Source organism: Methylobacterium sp. 142-1Y, from assembly GCF_057747795.1.
Genome location: NZ_CM173224.1, coordinates 976,064 through 992,400 on the forward strand (window position 1 = coordinate 976,064; position 16,337 = coordinate 992,400).

The 16,337-nt window shown below is 71.8% G+C and carries 15 protein-coding genes; 6 read left to right on the forward strand and 9 right to left on the reverse strand.

Annotation, left to right across the window (positions count from 1 at the left end; genetic code table 11):
• Positions 1–589: 589 nt before the first annotated feature.
• From AC3AOF_RS04605 to chpT, 6 genes are all read right to left on the reverse strand, one after another.
• Positions 590–1,513, reverse strand: coding sequence for a CheR family methyltransferase (locus AC3AOF_RS04605; protein WP_236991891.1), 924 nt, complete (start codon positions 1,511–1,513; stop codon positions 590–592).
• A gap of 40 nt (positions 1,514–1,553) precedes the next feature.
• Positions 1,554–2,762: a protein-glutamate methylesterase/protein-glutamine glutaminase gene (locus AC3AOF_RS04610; protein WP_488347800.1), complete on the reverse strand. Its 1,209-nt coding sequence runs from the start codon at positions 2,760–2,762 to the stop codon at positions 1,554–1,556.
• A gap of 183 nt (positions 2,763–2,945) precedes the next feature.
• On the reverse strand, positions 2,946–3,311 hold the full coding sequence (locus AC3AOF_RS04615; RefSeq protein WP_236991889.1) for a response regulator: 366 nt from the start codon (positions 3,309–3,311) through the stop codon (positions 2,946–2,948).
• Between the two features lie 16 nt (positions 3,312–3,327).
• Positions 3,328–3,828: a chemotaxis protein CheW gene (locus tag AC3AOF_RS04620; RefSeq protein WP_093569635.1), complete on the reverse strand. Its 501-nt coding sequence runs from the start codon at positions 3,826–3,828 to the stop codon at positions 3,328–3,330.
• Between the two features lie 90 nt (positions 3,829–3,918).
• The gene (locus AC3AOF_RS04625; protein ID WP_488347801.1) at positions 3,919–6,666 is read right to left on the reverse strand and encodes a hybrid sensor histidine kinase/response regulator; all 2,748 of its coding nucleotides are present in this window, start codon (positions 6,664–6,666) and stop codon (positions 3,919–3,921) included.
• Between the two features lie 180 nt (positions 6,667–6,846).
• Positions 6,847–7,542 (reverse strand): histidine phosphotransferase ChpT, encoded by a 696-nt coding sequence (chpT, locus tag AC3AOF_RS04630; RefSeq protein ID WP_236991887.1) that lies wholly within the window; start codon positions 7,540–7,542, stop codon positions 6,847–6,849.
• Between the two features lie 203 nt (positions 7,543–7,745).
• On the opposite strand from chpT, the gene AC3AOF_RS04635 reads away from it, so the two are divergent.
• Positions 7,746–8,618 (forward strand): 3'(2'),5'-bisphosphate nucleotidase CysQ family protein, encoded by an 873-nt coding sequence (locus tag AC3AOF_RS04635; protein ID WP_488347802.1) that lies wholly within the window; start codon positions 7,746–7,748, stop codon positions 8,616–8,618.
• A gap of 16 nt (positions 8,619–8,634) precedes the next feature.
• Here AC3AOF_RS04635 and AC3AOF_RS04640 read toward each other — a convergent pair whose 3' ends face one another.
• Positions 8,635–9,105, reverse strand: coding sequence for a YHS domain-containing (seleno)protein (locus AC3AOF_RS04640; RefSeq protein ID WP_488347803.1), 471 nt, complete (start codon positions 9,103–9,105; stop codon positions 8,635–8,637).
• A 243-nt stretch (positions 9,106–9,348) separates the two neighbouring features.
• Between AC3AOF_RS04640 and AC3AOF_RS04645 the strand changes: the two genes are divergently transcribed.
• The 3 genes from AC3AOF_RS04645 to AC3AOF_RS04655 all read left to right on the forward strand — a co-directional run bounded on the left by AC3AOF_RS04645 (position 9,349) and on the right by AC3AOF_RS04655 (position 11,524).
• Positions 9,349–9,882: a DUF1134 domain-containing protein gene (locus tag AC3AOF_RS04645; protein ID WP_442919377.1), complete on the forward strand. Its 534-nt coding sequence runs from the start codon at positions 9,349–9,351 to the stop codon at positions 9,880–9,882.
• Between the two features lie 204 nt (positions 9,883–10,086).
• Positions 10,087–11,013, forward strand: coding sequence for a hypothetical protein (locus AC3AOF_RS04650; protein WP_488347804.1), 927 nt, complete (start codon positions 10,087–10,089; stop codon positions 11,011–11,013).
• Between the two features lie 265 nt (positions 11,014–11,278).
• On the forward strand, positions 11,279–11,524 hold the full coding sequence (locus tag AC3AOF_RS04655; protein ID WP_488347805.1) for a 3',5'-cyclic-nucleotide phosphodiesterase: 246 nt from the start codon (positions 11,279–11,281) through the stop codon (positions 11,522–11,524).
• A gap of 34 nt (positions 11,525–11,558) precedes the next feature.
• Here the strand turns inward: AC3AOF_RS04655 and AC3AOF_RS04660 are convergent, their stop codons facing one another.
• Positions 11,559–13,667 (reverse strand): hybrid sensor histidine kinase/response regulator, encoded by a 2,109-nt coding sequence (locus tag AC3AOF_RS04660; protein ID WP_236991881.1) that lies wholly within the window; start codon positions 13,665–13,667, stop codon positions 11,559–11,561.
• 320 nt (positions 13,668–13,987) lie between these two features.
• On the opposite strand from AC3AOF_RS04660, the gene lptM reads away from it, so the two are divergent.
• Entirely contained in the window at positions 13,988–14,353 is a 366-nt protein-coding gene (gene lptM / locus AC3AOF_RS04665) for an LPS translocon maturation chaperone LptM (protein WP_236991880.1), read from the forward strand.
• Positions 14,354–14,451: 98 nt separating this feature from the next.
• A complete protein-coding gene (gene lysA / locus AC3AOF_RS04670; protein WP_236991879.1) occupies positions 14,452–15,732 on the forward strand; it encodes a diaminopimelate decarboxylase in 1,281 nt (426 codons plus the stop codon).
• 113 nt (positions 15,733–15,845) lie between these two features.
• On the opposite strand, the gene AC3AOF_RS04675 is transcribed toward lysA, so the two are convergent.
• Positions 15,846–16,334, reverse strand: coding sequence for an Lrp/AsnC family transcriptional regulator (locus tag AC3AOF_RS04675; RefSeq protein WP_236991878.1), 489 nt, complete (start codon positions 16,332–16,334; stop codon positions 15,846–15,848).
• Positions 16,335–16,337: the final 3 nt, after the last annotated feature.

Below are 16,337 nucleotides of genomic sequence, written 5' to 3' on the forward strand. Positions count from 1 at the left end.
CTCAGGATGAGGTCGAGGGTGGGACAGAGCAGGTCCAACAGTCAAACAGCTACTCGGAGCCTGCTCGATCGGTCCCCACGCATTCTGAACCCACCGTGTCATACCGACGGCCCAAGATGCTGACGCATCGATTCGATCTCGGGCAGGCCCGAGATCGACGGGGCCGTCGACCCATCTCGAATTTTCGACACCAAGCCCAGAAGTCCGGGACCTCGGGCTTGGCGAAAATTCGAGACTTGGCGAAAATTCGAGACCGGAACCAAAGGTCGTTTTCAACGACCGTTGGTATCATTCCGGGCTCGGCTTGCGCGGCCCTCGAATGATGCGTTGGATGTGAGTTCAGGGCGAGTCAAACAGCTGCCGATGTCATTTTCGGGATGTCGGGCCCCGGGCAATGGGGGCGTTGCCCGGGATAGGCGGCATCTTCCCCTCCCCGCCTTGCGCAGGGCTGTGGCAGCGCTTGGGTCGGAGCCTTGGCTCCACCTTTTTCATGGGGGTGACAGAGCCACCGTCCCGGGCGGCGGGACCGACGCCTCTCATGCGCCGATCAGCCGGGTCGTGGCACCCGCAAAGGCGGGCGCCGGAGCCTTCAGCGCGTCGCCCAGCGCAGGCCGGCCATCGCTGCGGCGGCCGTCGGCACGCTCGGGGTCGCAAGACTCGCGGTCGAAAGGCTCGGGGCCGCAACGCCCGGGCTCGCCGCCGCCTTGGCGTGGCGGTAGAGGCCGCGATGCTCGGGATCCGGCATCAGCGATTCGGTGATGCCGATCACCGTCTCGGCGGCGCCGAGCAGCACCGCGCCGTCGGGGGCGAGCTGGTCGGCGATGCGGCGCAGCACGTCGGCCTTGGTCGCCGTGTCGAAGTAGATCAGCACGTTGCGGCAATAGACGATGTCGAAGGTGCCGAGCTGTTCGAACGGCTGCAGCAGGTTGAGCGGCCGGAAATCGACCATCTGGCGCAACGGTTCCGCGATCCGCCACTGCTCGCCCACCTGGGTGAAGTGCTTGAGCATCAATTGCACGGGCAGGCCGCGCTGGACCTCGAACTGGTTGTAGAGGCCGAGCTTGGCCTTTTCCAGCACCTCGGTCGAGAGGTCGGTGGCGACGATCTCGACCCGCCAGCCGGCGAGCCGGGCGGCTGCCTCGGCGAGCATCATCGCCAGGGAATACGGCTCCTGGCCGGTCGAGGCGGCAGCGCACCAGATCCGCAGGCGGCGCTGGTTCGCCCGGGCCGTCAGCGCCCCGGGCAGCAGCACGTCGCGAAACAGGTCGAACGGCGTGCGGTCGCGGAAGAAGAAGGTCTCGTTGGTCGTCATCGCCTCGACGACCGCCCGTTCGATGGCAGAGTCGCGGGCAAGCCGCAGGCAGCCGACCAGCTCGGGGAGCCCCGCGAGGTTGAAGCGCCGGCAGACCGGCGACAGGCGGCTCTCGACCAGGTAGCGCTTCTCCGCCGTCAGGGCGAGGCCGGACCGCTGCTTGAGGTAGAGGCGGAGGAAATCGAACTCGGTTTCGGTCATCGGCGCGGCATCCTCCCCGGGATCCGTGGCAGGGTGCGCATCAGTGGCCACTCATTCCAGCACCTGGGCCACCGAGGGCGGTGCGCAGGGCCGGACCGATCGCCGGCAGCGGCAGGATCTCGTGGGCGTAGCCGGCCTTCACCAGGCTGCCGGGCATGCCCCAGACGGTCGAGCTCGCCTCGTCCTGGGCGAGCATGATGCCGCCGGCCTCGACGAGTGCCTTGGCGCCCTTGGTGCCGTCCGAGCCCATGCCGGTGAGGATCACCGACAGGGTGGCGGCGCCGTAGACCTCGGCCGCGTCGCGGAACATCACGTCGACCGCCGGGCGGCAGAAATTCACCGGCGGACCGTCGTTGAGCTGGATCACCGCATCGTTGGCGGTGCCGGACAGGCCCATGTGGCGCCCGCCGGGGGCGACGTAGACGATGCCGGGACGCACCGGCTCGCCGTGCTTGGCTTCCGCCGCCGGCAGGCCGATCCGGGCGCCGAGATGCTCGGCGAAGACGGCGGTGAAGACCGGGGGCATGTGCTGGACGATGAGGATCGGGACGCGCCGCAGGGTCGCGGCGCCGATGCCCTCGAGCACCTCCCCCACCGCCCGCGGTCCGCCGGTCGAGGCGCCGACGAGCAGGCAGCGCGGCGGGCTGGTCCGCAGGGGACGCGGGCGCACGACCGCCGGGGCGGCGGCCGCAGCCGGGCGCGGCGCCGGAGCGGGCGCGGCGATCGCGGCCGGGCGCTCGGGCAGGCCCGCCGGGCCGGGCCGCTCGGAGAAGGCCGCCGGCCGGGCGCGGGGCCGGTTGCGCAGGTCGGCCCCGAGCATCCGGATCTTCTGGACCAGGTCCTCGCGGAAGCTCGCCTGGGTGGTGACGCCGCGGTTGCCCTCGGGCTTGGGCAGGTAGTCGATGGCGCCGAGCGCCAGGCAGCGGAGCGAGATCTCCGCGTTGCGCTGGGTCAGGGTCGACATCATCACGACCTGGAGCCCGGGCCGCTTGGCCAGCATCTTGGGCAAGGCCTGGGTGCCGTCGAGTTCCGGCATCTCGATGTCGAGGAGCACGATGTCGGGCTGGACCCGGTCGAGGGCGTCGAGCGCGATGCGGCCGTTCGAGGCGGTGCCGACGATCTCGCAGCCGGCCTCCTCGAGCCAACGCGAGACCAGGCCGCGGACCACGACGGAATCGTCGGCGACGAGGACGCGGATGCGCGGACCGGCGCTCGGGGACGGGGTGGAGGGCGCGGCGGATGCGGCCATGGCGTGTCTCGGTCGGCGCGCCGCGGGGCGGGCCAGGGGGATCGGGCCCCGGTGCAAGGCCGGGGCGTCTCGGGGCGTCGGATCGATGGCACGCGGAGCCTCGGGCGAGGCTCATGGGCGGCCGGCCTCGGGCGAGGCCGACGGCGCGGCCGGCCTCAGGCGAGGCCGACGGCGCGGCCGGCCTCAGGCGAGGCCGACCGCCTGGAGCTTGGCGGTCATGATGTCCTTGTCGAAGGGCTTCATGATGTACTCGTCGGCGCCGGCATGCAGCGCCCGGGCGATCGACGCGACGTCGTTCTCGATGGTGCAGAACAGCACCTTCGGGCGGTCGCCCTCCGGCAGACGGCGCAGGGCGCGCAGGACGTCGTAGCCGTCCATGTGCGGCATGTTCCAGTCGAGCAGGATGGCATCCGGCATGGCCGCCTGGCAGCTCTCGACCGCCTGGCGGCCGTCCTCGGCCTCCGCCACCCGGAAGCCGAGGCCCTCGATGATCCGGCGCGCCACCTTGCGGATCACCGCGGAGTCGTCGACGATCAGGAAGGTTCTCATCCGGCCGTCCTTACGTTCACGCCGCGCTGGCGGCTTGGCGCTCGTCGCCGAAGGCGAGGACCGCCTCGACGTCGAGGATCATCAGCAGGCGGCCGTCGAGGCGGTGCACCCCGCGCGAGACCGCGCGCCAGCGGTTGTGGAGATGGACCGGGTTCGGCTCGTAGGTGTCGGCCGAGAGCTTCATCACCTCCCCGACCTGGTCGACGAGCAGGCCGTAGGCCTCGCCGCCATGCTCCAGGCCCACCGCCATGTTGCGGCCGTCGCCGGTGCGGTCGGGCAGGCCGAGGCGCCGGCGCAGGCAGAGCGCCGTGACGACCCGGCCGCGCAGGTTGAGCAGGCCCTTGATCTCCGGCGGCGCCAGGGGGACGTCGGTCAGGTTGGTGGCGATGAAGACGTCGTGCACCCGGTCGATCGGCAGGCCGAACAGCTCGTCGCCGAGGAGCACGGTCACGTAGTCGGTGGTCTCGCCGGTGGAGGGCGCGGTCGTGCCGGCGGTGTTGGTGTTGGCGGCCATCATGGGCGGGACTCGATAATCCGTGCGAGGGCGTGGCGGGTGGTCTTCCTGGGCCCGGGCGCCGTCAGGCGTCCGGGCCGGGCCGGCAGGCCGTCAGGCCGCGGCGTCGAGGGGGCCGCTGGTGATCTCGTTCACCGCCGCCACCAGGCCGGTGCGGTCGAACTTCGCCACGCAATCGGCGACGCCGAGCGCCCGGGCGCGGGAGAGCGAGTCCGGCGCCATGGTGCCGGCGAGCGCCACCACCGGCATCGTGGCGAGCCGGCCGCCGACCTTGCGCATCGCCTCGATCAGGTCGAAGCCCGAGCGGCCCGGCATCTCGAGATCGCAGACCACGAGGTCGAAGCGGGCCTCGCCGCCGAGATGGCGCAGGGCCTCCTCGGCATCGCCGGCCTGCGTCACGCGGAAGCCGGCCGCCTTCAGCACCGGGGTCAGCATCTCGCGGAAGAAGGCCGAGTCGTCGACCAGCAGCAGGCTCGGTGCCTTCGGCACCGCGCGATGCGCCGCCTGGCCCCAATCGTCGTGGGCGAGCGGCAGGTAATGGGCGATGTTGACGATCTCGGTCGCCCGGTTGCGCACCACCGCCGAGCCGATCAGGTCGGAGCGCTCGGTGACGAGCTCGACGTCCAGCACCTCGTCGACGATGTCGACGATCTCGTCGACCACGAGGCCCATCGAGCGCTCGCCGTCCGAGAACACCACCAGGGCCTGGGCGCCCTCGCGCTTGAGCGCCTGGGCCGGATCGGCCGGGACGAGCGGCATCAGGCGGCCGCGATACTGGATCAGCGGACGCCCGCCGACCCACTCGATCTTGGCCGCGTCGATCTCCTCCAGGCGCGTGACGAGCGAGAGCGGCACGGCTTTCAGCGAGTCGCCGCCGCCCTTGAACACGAGCAGCGTCACCGCCTGATCGGCCCCGTTCTCGTCGCCCTCGGCCTCCGCCTCGATCTCGCCCTGCTGGCCGGTCGCCGTGCCGGAGCCGACCATCTTGGCGACGCCGTTCGGATCGATGATCAGCACCACCGCCCCGTCGCCCAGGATGGTGTTGCCCGAGAAGAGCGGGATGTGCCGCAGCTTCGAGGACATCGGCTTCACGACGATCTCTTCCGTGTGGAAGACGCCGTCGACCAGGATGCCGAAGCGCTGGCGCCCGACCTGGCTCACCACCACGAAGCCCTCGTCGGTCTTGGCCGGGGCGTCGGGGGCGTCGAGGCCGAGCATCGCCGCCACCGGCACGATCGGCAGCAGGCGGTCGCGCAGGCGCAGGACCGGCGATCCGTTGATGCGCTCGACGGTGTGATCGGTGCCGGGCTGCACCCGCACCAGTTCCAGCACCGAGACCTGCGGGATCGCGAAGCGCTGCTCGCGGGCCGAGACGATCAGCGCCGCCACGATGGCCAGCGTCAGCGGGATCTTGATCGTGAAGGTGGTGCCGCGGCCGAGCTGGGTCTGGATGTCGATCGTGCCGCCGATCAGCTCGATGTTGGTCTTCACCACGTCCATGCCGACGCCGCGGCCGGAGACCGAGGTGACCGCCTTGGCGGTGGAGAAGCCGGCATGGAAGATGAACTTCGCCACCTGGGCGTCGGTCATCCGCTCGACCTCGGCCTCGGTCGCGACGCCGCGCTCGACCGCCTTGCGGCGGATCGCCTGCAGGTCGAGGCCCTTGCCGTCGTCGGCGATCTCGATCGTGATCGTGCCGCCCTCGTGGAAGGCGTTGAGGCGGATCGTGCCCTTGTCGGGCTTGCCGGCGGCCTTGCGCTCCGCCCCCGACTCGATGCCGTGATCGGCCGAGTTGCGCACCATGTGGGTGAGCGGGTCCTTGATGACCTCGAGGACCTGGCGGTCCAGCTCGGTCTCGGCGCCCTGCATCACCAGGTCGATCTTCTTGCCGAGTTCCGACGAGAGGTCGCGCACCACCCGCGGCAGCTTCTGCCAGGCCGAGCCGATCGGCTGCATGCGGGTCTTCATCACCCCTTCCTGCAGCTCGGCGGTGACGTGGGAGAGCCGCTGCAGCGGCACCTTGTAGTTGCCGTCCTCGTGCCGGCGGGCGATCTCGAGCAACTGGTTGCGGGTCAGCACCAGCTCCGAGACCATGGTCATCAGGTGCTCGAGGGTGTCGACGTTCACCCGGATCGTCTGCACCTTGCTGACCGGACCGTTCTCGCTCTCGGCGGCGGGCTGTTCGGCCCGCGCCGGGTCGGCGCGGCGGGCCTCGACCGGCGCGGGCGCAGGCGCCGCGGGGGCAGGCTCCTGACGGACGGGCGCCGGCCGGACCGGCTCGGGCACTGGCAGCGGGGCGAGGGCCTCGGGCGCGGGCGCCTCGATCTCGACGGCGGTATCGCGGAACGCGCGCTCGAGGTCGTCGAGGGAGACCTCGCCGGGCTTCAGGGCCCGCTCCAGCACCTGGAGCACCAGGGTGCCGGAGGCCGCCGGGGCGGCGACGGGCACCGGCTCGGGCGCCGGCATCGGCTCCTCCGACATGCGCTCGAGGGCGCCGATCAGGTCCTCGTCGACCCCGGCCGGCTCGCCGCCGGTGCGCTCCAGCTCGGCCAGGATCACCTTGATCCGGTCGAGGGTCTGCAGGATCAGGCTGACGGCCGGGCTCGTCACCGGCATGCCGTCGCGGAACTTGCCCATCAGGGTCTCGGCGGCGTGCGCCAGCGCCTCGAGGCGCGGCAGGCCGAGGAACCCGCAGGTGCCCTTGATGGTGTGAACCAGACGGAAGATGTTCCGCAGGATCGTCTGGTTGTTGGGATCCTGCTCGAACCGGACGAGTTCGAGGTCGACAGTGTCCAGATGCTCACCGGACTCCGTCAGGAACTCACGCAACAAATCGTCCATCGCGGCCACTCGTCGATCCACGCAGGATCTCTGCGCAGAGTCACGGTGCCACGCGAGCCTTTATGATCCGTTGCCGCAAATCCTCACAACGCTCCGACCCCGGTGACAATTCCGCCCGGGGCCGGGAAAAACCAGGGACGGCCAAGAGAAAACGCCCCGTCCCGACGGCCGATCGCAGGGTTAGATGCCGTTATCGTCGGCCTCGACGTCGGTCTCGGAGACGGTTTCGGCCGGGGCGGCGGGCTCGGCCCGGATCGTCACCGTGTCGCCCTCGATCGAGAACGTCACGCCCATCTCGGCGGCCCGGGCGACCAGGCCGGCATAGAACGGCTGGATCGCGTGGGCGTCGACGGTGCCGCTCGCCGGCGTGCCGGCGATCAGCGCTTCGACATGCGGCGGGATGCGGGCATAGGCGCCCTTGGCGGTGAGGATGAAGAGCGGCGCCTCGGCCTCGCCGGTGACCTTGACGTCGATGACGCCGCCACGGGGGATCGCCGTCACGGCGATGACCACCAGGTTCAGGAGCAGCTTGACCTTGTTCTTCGGGAACAGCGCCCGCGGCGCGCTCCAGGACAGCTGCGTCTTCTCGTCGCCGAACATGCCGCGGGAGACGTTCTCCGCATCGGCGAGGTCGATGCTGGCCCCCGCCGAGCCCGCCGCCCCGAAGGCGATGCGGGCGAATTGCAGCCGGGCCGAGGCCTGCCTGGCGCTCTTGCGGATCAGGTCGAGGGCGAAGTCGCGCATCTCGGCACTGTCCTCGTCCTCCAGCACCTCCAGCCCGTTCACGATGGCGCCGACCGGGCTGATGACGTCGTGGCAGACCCGCGAGCAGAGCAGCGCCGAGAGGTCGAGGGCGTCGAGGGTGACGGTGGTCATGGGAGTGCTCCGCGGGGCCGGCAGATGATGTCGAGTCGCGGCGGCTCCCGCCACGGTTTGCCGGCACCGATAGCCGCCGCGGGCCGGTTTGAAAAGGCGATCGCGCGCCCGGCAGGGTCGGATCGCCTCGGCATGGTGGATCCGGCGGGGCCGATCAGGCGCGATCGATCGACAAACCTGCCGGCGCCGGGCATGACGGCGGCATGACACCCGCAACCAAACCCGTGCCCTCTCTGTCCCTCGACCGGCAGCCCGAACCCGCCGAGCGCGACGCCGTCGCCCTGCGGCTCGCCGAGATCGCGGCGGCCGCCGGCACGATCCTGCGGGCCTACGAACTCGGCGGCTGCCGCCATCACCTCAAGGCGGACGGCTCGCCGACGAGCCAGGCCGACCTCGCCGCCGAGGCGCAGATCGTCGCCGCCTTGGAAGAGGCCTGGCCCGGCATCCCGGTGATCGCCGAGGAGACCGCCGCCGAAGCCGCTCCGGCCGCCCTGTTCTTCCTGGTCGATCCCCTCGACGGTACCAAGGATTTTCTGAAAGGAACCGGCGAGTACACGGTCAACATCGCCCTCGTCGCCGGCGAGCGGCCGGTCGCGGCGGCGCTGGCCGCCCCCGCCCTCGGCCGGGTCTGGGCCGCCGGCACCCACGCCGTCGAGGCGCCGGTCGTCGAGGGGGTCCTGAACGCCTTCCGGCCCGTCGCGGCCCGACCCGTCCCGCCGGAGGGGATGACGGCCTTGGTCAGCCGCAGCCACGGCGAGGCGGCGGACGAGGCGTTCCTCGCCGAATTGCCGATCGGCGCGCGGCGCGGAGTCTCCTCGGCCCTCAAGTTCGGGCTCCTCGCCTGCGGCGAGGGCGACGTCTACGTCCGCTGCGGCCCGACGATGGAATGGGACACGGCGGCCGGCGACCACATCCTCACCCAGGCCGGCGGCTGCCTCGTCGGCCCCGACGGCCGGCCCTTCGGCTACGGACGCCGGCCCGGCCAGTACCTCAACGGCCCGTTCGCGGCCTTCGGCGACCCTTCCCAGGCCGCCCGGGCCGTGCTGCCGGCGACGAGCCCGAAGCGAGCGACGTAGCGCCGGGCGACCCTGCTCAGCCGCCGATCGCGGCGTCGGGCCGCAGGATCGGCCAGCGCGCCTCGGCGGCATCGATGAGCGTGGTGTCGGCGCGCGCCCGGCGCTCGGCGTCGCGGAACAGGTAGAGCCGGTCGTCGCCGAGAGCCGCCACCAGGGGATCGGTCTCGACGAGGCGGCCGGCGGCGACGCCCTCCGGATCGAAGCCGCCCAGGCGCGGGGCGTAGGCCTGGGGCGCCCGCGCGAAGGCGCCGCGATTCGCCGCGGATTCGAAGCGCCAGACCAGGCCCGACCAGGTGAATTCATGCGCCGCCGAGCCGGGCAAGGGCGCAGGCCCGAGCCGGTAGGAGACCGCGTCGAAGCCGCGCAAGGCCAGGCCGGTCAGGGGGTCGGCGGCGTAGAGATCGGGCACGCCGAGCGGCGTCTCGCCGCGGGCCGGCCGGATCGCTGCGGCCGGCAGGGTCACCGCTGCGGGAAGAAGCGACAGCACGCCGCGCCGCGTTAACCGGATCTTACCCATATTCGCAGCATCTGTGGCATCCCGCCGCCCGTCCGCGCCGGCTCCCGCTCGCCGGGACCGGCCAGGACCATCTAAAGCCGGGATGCCTAACGAATGCTCTCAGCCTCCTCCGCCCCGCCAGGTCGGCAGATCGCCGGCTCCGCCTCTCGGACCCGGCAGCCCCTCCGGATCTCGCGCCGGCGCGCCCTCGCGGCCCTCCTCGCCGCTCCCGCGATGCTGGCCGCCCTCCCCGCCGCGGCGCAGGGGCGCGGGCCCGGCGATCCCGGCACCTTCCAGCCGCGGGAGATCATCGATTCGGGCCACCAGTTCTTCGGCTCGGTCTCCCGCGGCCTCGCCCTGACGGTTCAGGAGGCGACGCGGCGCTGGGGCGAGCCCAACGGCTACATCCTCGGCCAGGAGGCCTCCGGCGCGATCATCGGCGGCGTGCGCTTCGGCGAGGGCACGCTGTTCACGCGCAATGCCGGCCAGCGCAAGATCTTCTGGCAGGGCCCGTCCCTCGGCTTCGACGTCGGCGGCGACGGCGCCCGCGCCATGATGCTGGTCTACAACCTGCCGCGGGTCGACGCGCTCTACCGGCGCTTCGTCGGCATGGACGGCTCGGCCTACGTGGTCGGCGGCTTCGGTATGTCGGCGGTCACCGCCGACAACATCGTGGTGGTGCCGATCCGCGCCGGGGTCGGCGCGCGGTTCGGGATCAATGTCGGCTATCTGAAGTTCACGGACTCGCCGACCTGGAACCCGTTCTGACGGGACCGGCCGCGCCGGTCCTGCGGGCAGGTCTCGCAGGCAGGCCTCGCAGGCGGGGCCTTGCAAGCTGGCCCTGGCGGCGTTCCCGTGGCAGGGTCCGGCCGCGCCACCCGTGCCCGGCTTCCGGCCGTGCGCGGGGCACGCCGATCGTATCAACCGTCCGTGCGGAGCCTCCCGCCCGGACGCCGAGAGAGTATCGCCCGGGTGATCGAATCCCTGATGTTCGCGGCGCTGGGGTTCCTCGCCGCCAGCCTGTGCGCCCTGCTGGTCCTGCCGGCGCTCAACGCCCGGGCCGAGCGCCTGACGCGCCGCCGGCTCGAGGCGCTGTACCCGATGTCGATCGTCGAGCTGACCGCCGAGAAGGACCACCTGCGGGCCGAGTTCGCCGTACGCGAGCGCCAGCTCGAGCGCCGGGTCGAGGAGGCGATGGCCGCCCGCCGGGCCGAAATGGAGGAGATGGGCCGCCGCACCGTGCGCATCGGCACGCTGACCCAGGAGATCGAGCGCCGGGACGCGCATCTCGCCGAGATCGAGCGCGACCTCGTCGAGGCGCGCGGCAGCCTCGCGCAGATCCAGGGCGAGCTGGCCGAGGCCCGCACCGCCCGGGCCGCCGCCGAGGAGGCGATGCGGGCGCTGGAAGGCCCCTACCAGCGGGCCCTGGCCGAGCTTGCCACATTGCGGGCCGAGGTCGAGACGAGACGGAGCGGCCAGGCCGAGGCCGAGGCGGCAAGGGGCGTCGCCGAGGAGCGGGTCCGGGCGGCCCGCGGGCAGGTCGCCGCGGCGGGCGAGAGCGTCGCCAGCGCCGCCCGTGAGCAGATCCAGGCCCTCGAGGACGCGCTCGCCGACCTCGTCACCCGCCATGCCTCCGAGGCGGAAGGTGCGCGGGCCGAGATCGCGCGGCTGCAAGAAGCATTGCAAGAGGCGCGGCAAGAGGCGCGGCAAGCGGCGTCGAGCAAGGCCGCTCCCCCGCCGCCCGAGCGCATCGCCGCCGAGAACGCCGCCCTGGAGCGCCGGATCGCCGAGGTCGCCGATGCCCTGATGCAGGCGCAAGGCCGGCCGGAGCCGCAGTTGCCGCCGGCGACCCAGCTCGGACAATCGACGCAGCGGCCGACACCCGCCGCGGCGGGATGACCCGCCGGGAATCGGTGGGCTTTGTGCCCTGCGGCACATCGCGGCCGGCCCGATCCGCCCGTGGACGCGCCGCACCGAACCGGAAATACCCTGGAAACACTACCTAAACGATTGACATCATTCGGTTTTCTTTCCTAGTCGGCGAGTCTCGGCCGATCCCGGCCGTCGCCCTGGCGATTCCTGCATCGCGTCCCGACCCTTGTCAGGTGACGTGTTTCGGGCCATGTCGCTGCCACTTCCCACGCTCTGCAAGGCTTCGACAGACATGATGCTCAGGCCGATGTCGCTCGCTCTCCTGACTGCCGGCAGCCTGATGGTGCTCGCCGGACCGGCCCTGGCCCAGCGGGACGACCCCAACCTGAAGAAGTACTGCACCGGCGATTACATGACCTATTGCGGCAACCTGCCGCCGGACAGCCCCGAGGTCGATCGCTGCTTCGAGAAGAACATGAAGAAGATTTCTGCCAACTGCAAGAAGGCGATCGACTACTACGAGCAGACCCACAAGTAGGACGCCAAGCGGCCGGACACTCGGAGGCCTCGGTTCACGCCGAGGCCTCGGCCCGGCTCGCGGCCTCCAAGGCTTCGGCCAGGGCCTCGATGGTGAAGGGCTTGCGCAGGACCGTCTCGCCGGGCCCAGGGCGCGGGCCTTCCTGGCCGTCGTCGGCCGGATGGCCGGTGGCGAAGATCACCCGCAGGTCGGGCTGCCGCCGCCGCGCTTCCGCCGCGAGCGTAGGCCCGTCGATGCCCGGCATCACCACGTCGGTGAACAGCACCGCCACGTGCCGCTCGCTGTCGAGGACGGCGAGCGCCGCCGCCCCGTCCGGCGCCGTCACGGTGCGGTACCCGAGTTCGCCGATCGTCTCGGCGCTGGCGAGCCGCACCGCGGCGTCGTCCTCCACCACCAGCACCGTCTGCCGGGCCCGCCCGGGCACCGGCGGGGCGAGGCTCCCGCGCCCGGCGGTCTCGGCCGGCACGCCGTCGGCGCTCACCGGCAGGGTGAGTTCGATGGCGGTGCCCTGGCCGGGCTGGCTGTCGATCCGCACCCGCCCGCCCGACTGGGTGACGAAGCCGTAGACCTGGCTCAGGCCCAGGCCCGTCCCCCGCCCCTGCGGCTTGGTGGTGAAGAACGGCTCGAAGGCGCGGGCCACCACGTCCGGCGGCATGCCGGTGCCGCTATCCCGCACGGTGACCGACACCGCCTTCGTGCCGTCGTCGAGGGTGCCGTGCGCGGTCTCCAGCGCGAGCTTGCCGCCGCCCGGCATCGCGTCGCGGGCATTGACCGCGAGGTTCAGGATCGCATTCTCGAGCTGGTTCTGGTCGACGAAGATCGCCGGGGGATCGGCCATCAGCCGGGTCTCGACCCGGACGGTCTCGCCGAGGGTCCGGCGCAGGAGGTCGATCATCCCGCCGACGAGGCGGTTCGGGTCGGTCGGGCGCGGTTCGAGGGGCTGCTGGCGGGCGAAGGCCAGGAGCCGGTGGGTCAGCTTCGCCGCCCGGTCGGTGCCGTCGAGGGCGCCGGCGATGAAGCGGCCGACATCGGTGTCGCCCCGGGCGATGCGGCGCTGCACCAGTTCGAGCGAGCCGGTGATGACCGCCAGCAGGTTGTTGAAGTCGTGGGCGATGCCGCCGGTGAGCTGGCCCACCGCCTCCATCTTCTGCGACTGGCGCAGCTGGCTCTCGGCGGCGAGCCGCTGGGCGTGCTCGCGCTTGAGGTCGGAGAGCGCCTGCTGCTCGGCGCGCGCCCGGGCCAGCGCCAGCCAGGCCATCAGCACCAAGGTCAGGGCCGAGACGGTGGCGACGAGGCCGTAGACCCGCAGGTTGTCGTACCAGCGGTCCAGCGCGATCGCGGTCTCGACCGAGAAGGCGACCTCGACCGGGTAGTCGCCGATCCGTCGCCAGGCATAGAGCCGCTCGGCCTCGCCCGCCGGGGTGCCGGCGGCCGCGCCGCCCTGCGGCCGGGCGCGGATCGCCCGCAGCAGCGGGTCGGCCGGGGCCAGCCGCTCGTCGACTTCGGGGCCGGGCGGCTCGCGCACCAGGATCGCGCCGTCGGCGCGCAGCAGCATCGCCCGATGGTCGGTCGGGGCGGCGATCTCGGCGTAGAAGCGGGCGAAATACTCGGTACCGAGCAGGACCACGATCACGCCGTCGAAGCGCCCGTCATCGGTCGAGCGGCGGCGGCTGACCATGAAGGCGGTGGTGCCGTCGGACTCGCGCATGGCGGGGCTGACATAGATCCCGATGTCGCGCTGGCGATGGACCGAGAACACGTCGCGCCCGGCGATGTCGCGGCCGAGATCGGCCTCGCGGCTGGAGGCCTGGATCTTTCCCTGCGGGTCGACCACCCAGACCGCCCGGGCCTGGGCCAGAGGCGCCTTCAGGCTCGCCAGGAACCCGCCGGTGGCGGGCGCCGCGATCTGGCTCCAGCTGCGATCGAAGATGTAGTCGTCGACCCGGTCCATCGCCAGTTCGGCGGTGTCGAACACCTTCGAGGCGTGCTCGTGCATGACCGCCGCGGTGCGGACGACCGCGCTGTCCTCTTCCCGCAGCACCTCGGCCCGGTTCCACCACGCCGCGCCCACCAGGACGACGCACGGCACCAGGAAAGCCGCGGCGACGAGGAGCTGGTGCAGCCGCACCGTCGAAAGGCTCACGGGACACTCACAAACGCGACGGGAGCCGACGCGAGGATCGGCGATAAGCTTAACCGTTGATTAACGGATTGGCGAGCGAAACGATCGCCGTTCCGTCGTCCCATCGGGGCCTTTCGGCGTGGCTTTGTGTCGCCCGGGGCTCGAAGAGGCGCCCGGGACAGGTTCGTGCACTCTTCCGGTCCTCCTTCCAACACCGCCTTAACGGTCACGCTCGAATGCCGCGCAACCGGCGCGCAAAGGCTGTGAGTGCCGGGCTCGCCTCAAGGGGTGCAGACCGCTATGGTGCCGCGGCCACGCTTCGCGTTTTCCGGATCCCGCCCGTGTTCCGTCCCCATACCCTCGTTCTTCTCGGCCTGATCGCCCTCTCGGCCGCCGCCTGCGGCCGGCGCGGCCCGCTCGAGCCGCCGCCCGCGGCGGCGCCGGCCGGCCAGCCGCAGATCGGGGCCAATGCGGCCGGGGCCAATCCGAGCGTGACCCGGCCGAAGACCGGGGCGGCCGCGGTCAACACCCTGCCGGCCGGCGTCGGGCTCTCGGCGGGCGCCTCCGCGCCCGATCCCGAGGACGAACTGCCGTCGGCCGCCGTCGCGGCACCGACCGGGATCCCGGCCCCGACCGAATCGTCGTCGCGCCGCCGCAAGGGCTACGTGATCCCCAAGGGGCCCTTCCCCCTCGACCCGCTGCTCTGAGACGCGCGCGAGGGTGCAAAGGCCGGCCGGTTTCGTGTAGAGGGCGCGTCTCACGCGCTCGCAGCAGGCGCGGCAGCGCCCGGACGTCGGTCACCCTCATGCATCACTTCACCTACCGCGACGGCGTGCTCCACGCCGAGGATGTCGACCTGGCACGGCTCGCGGGCGCGGTCGGCACCCCGTTCTACTGCTACGCCTCCGCCACCCTGGAACGGCATTACCGGGTCTTCGCGGAGGCGTTCGCCGGTGACGACGCCCTGGTCTGCTACGCCATGAAGGCGAATTCGAACCAGGCGGTGCTCGCCACCCTGGCGCGGCTGGGCGCCGGCATGGACATCGTCTCGGAGGGCGAACTGCGCCGGGCGCTCGCCGCCGGCGTGCCGGGCGAGCGGATCGTGTTCTCGGGCGTCGGCAAGACCGAGGGCGAGATGGCGGCGGCCCTCGACGCCGGCATCCTGTGCTTCAACGTCGAGAGCGAGCCCGAGCTGGAGCAGCTGTCGCGGGTCGCCGCCGCCAAGGGCGCGACGGCGCCGGTCTCGATCCGGGTCAACCCGGACGTCGATGCCCGCACCCACGCCAAGATCTCGACCGGCAAGTCCGAGAACAAGTTCGGCATCCCGATCTCCCGCGCCCGCGAGGTCTACGACCGGGCGGCCTCCCTGCCGGGCCTGTCGCTCGTCGGCGTCGACATGCATATCGGCAGCCAGATCACCGATCTCGCGCCCTACGACAACGCCGCCGCCCTGCTCTGCGGCCTCGCCCGCGACCTGATGGCGGCGGGCCACCGGCTCCACCACGTCGATTTCGGCGGCGGGCTCGGCATCCCCTACCGGGACGACAACGCGCCCCCGCCCGACCCGGCCGCCTTCGCGGCGGTGCTGCGGCCCCATTTCAAGCCGCTCGGTCTCAGGCCCGTCTTCGAGATCGGCCGGATGATCGCCGGCAATGCCGGGGTGCTGGTCACCCGCGTGCTCTACGTCAAGCACGGCGAGGGCCGCACCTTCGTGATCGTCGATGCGGCGATGAACGACCTGATCCGCCCGACGCTCTACGAGGCCTACCACGGCTTGCGCCCGGTGGCCGAGCCGAAGCCCGAGGCGAACCGCCTCACCGCCGACGTGGTCGGCCCGGTCTGCGAGAGCGGCGACTACCTGGCGCTCGCCCGCGAGATGCCCGAGGTGAAGCCCGGCGACCTGATCGCCGTGATGTCGGCCGGCGCCTACGGCGCCGTGCAGGCCTGCACCTACAACACCCGGCCGCTGGTGCCCGAGGTGCTGGTGCGCGGAGCCGACCACGCGGTGATCCGCCCGCGGCTCTCCTACGAGGAGCTGATCGGGCTCGACCGGGTGCCGGACTGGCTCTCGGGACCGGCGGGCTGATCGCTTCTGATCTCTGCGGAGTGGATGACGCCTCCGGGCCGTCGTCCGCCTCCACGGTACTCGACAGCTGCCTGAAGCCTGCCGGCTATGGGGCTCTCCCACCCGCAGCCCCACTACTCCTTCAGATGATCGAGCGGCAACGCGGTCGTATACTTCACTTGGTCGAGCGCGAAGCTCGACCGGATCTTCGCCACCCCGGGGATCCGGGTGAGGTGCTCGACGATCAGCCGCTGGTACTGGGCCAGGTCCTCGACCACGACGCGCAGCATGTAATCGGCCTCGCCGCTCATCAGGTAGCACTCCATCACCTCGGGCCGGTGGCGGATGGCGTCGGAGAAGGCCTGGAGGGCGGCCTGGGTCTGCTTCTCCAGCGAGACGTGGACGAAAACGTTGACTTGGAGGCCGAGCGCCTGCGGATCGGCCACCGCGACGCAGCGCCGGATGATGCCCCGGGCCTTGAGATCGGCGACCCGGCGCCAGCACGGCGAGGTCGAGAGGCCGACCGCCTCGGCGAGGTCGCCGATGCCGATCTCGCTGTCCTGCTGCAGGTGCTCGAGGATGCGGATCGAGGCCGGGTCGAGGTCGACGGGTCTGGCCGGCATGGT

Coding starts and splice junctions, on each gene's coding strand:
- AC3AOF_RS04625 (WP_488347801.1), bottom strand. CDS start 6,666: ATGGACGATTTGTTGCGTGAGTTCCTGACGGAGTCCGGTGAGCATCTG.
- AC3AOF_RS04620 (WP_093569635.1), bottom strand. CDS start 3,828: ATGATGGCCGCCAACACCAACACCGCCGGCACGACCGCGCCCTCCACC.
- AC3AOF_RS04655 (WP_488347805.1), top strand. CDS start 11,279: ATGATGCTCAGGCCGATGTCGCTCGCTCTCCTGACTGCCGGCAGCCTG.
- lysA (WP_236991879.1), top strand. CDS start 14,452: ATGCATCACTTCACCTACCGCGACGGCGTGCTCCACGCCGAGGATGTC.
- AC3AOF_RS04615 (WP_236991889.1), bottom strand. CDS start 3,311: ATGAGAACCTTCCTGATCGTCGACGACTCCGCGGTGATCCGCAAGGTG.
- AC3AOF_RS04645 (WP_442919377.1), top strand. CDS start 9,349: ATGCTGGCCGCCCTCCCCGCCGCGGCGCAGGGGCGCGGGCCCGGCGAT.
- chpT (WP_236991887.1), bottom strand. CDS start 7,542: ATGACCACCGTCACCCTCGACGCCCTCGACCTCTCGGCGCTGCTCTGC.
- AC3AOF_RS04675 (WP_236991878.1), bottom strand. CDS start 16,334: ATGCCGGCCAGACCCGTCGACCTCGACCCGGCCTCGATCCGCATCCTC.
- AC3AOF_RS04605 (WP_236991891.1), bottom strand. CDS start 1,513: ATGACCGAAACCGAGTTCGATTTCCTCCGCCTCTACCTCAAGCAGCGG.
- AC3AOF_RS04610 (WP_488347800.1), bottom strand. CDS start 2,762: ATGGCCGCATCCGCCGCGCCCTCCACCCCGTCCCCGAGCGCCGGTCCG.
- AC3AOF_RS04635 (WP_488347802.1), top strand. CDS start 7,746: ATGACACCCGCAACCAAACCCGTGCCCTCTCTGTCCCTCGACCGGCAG.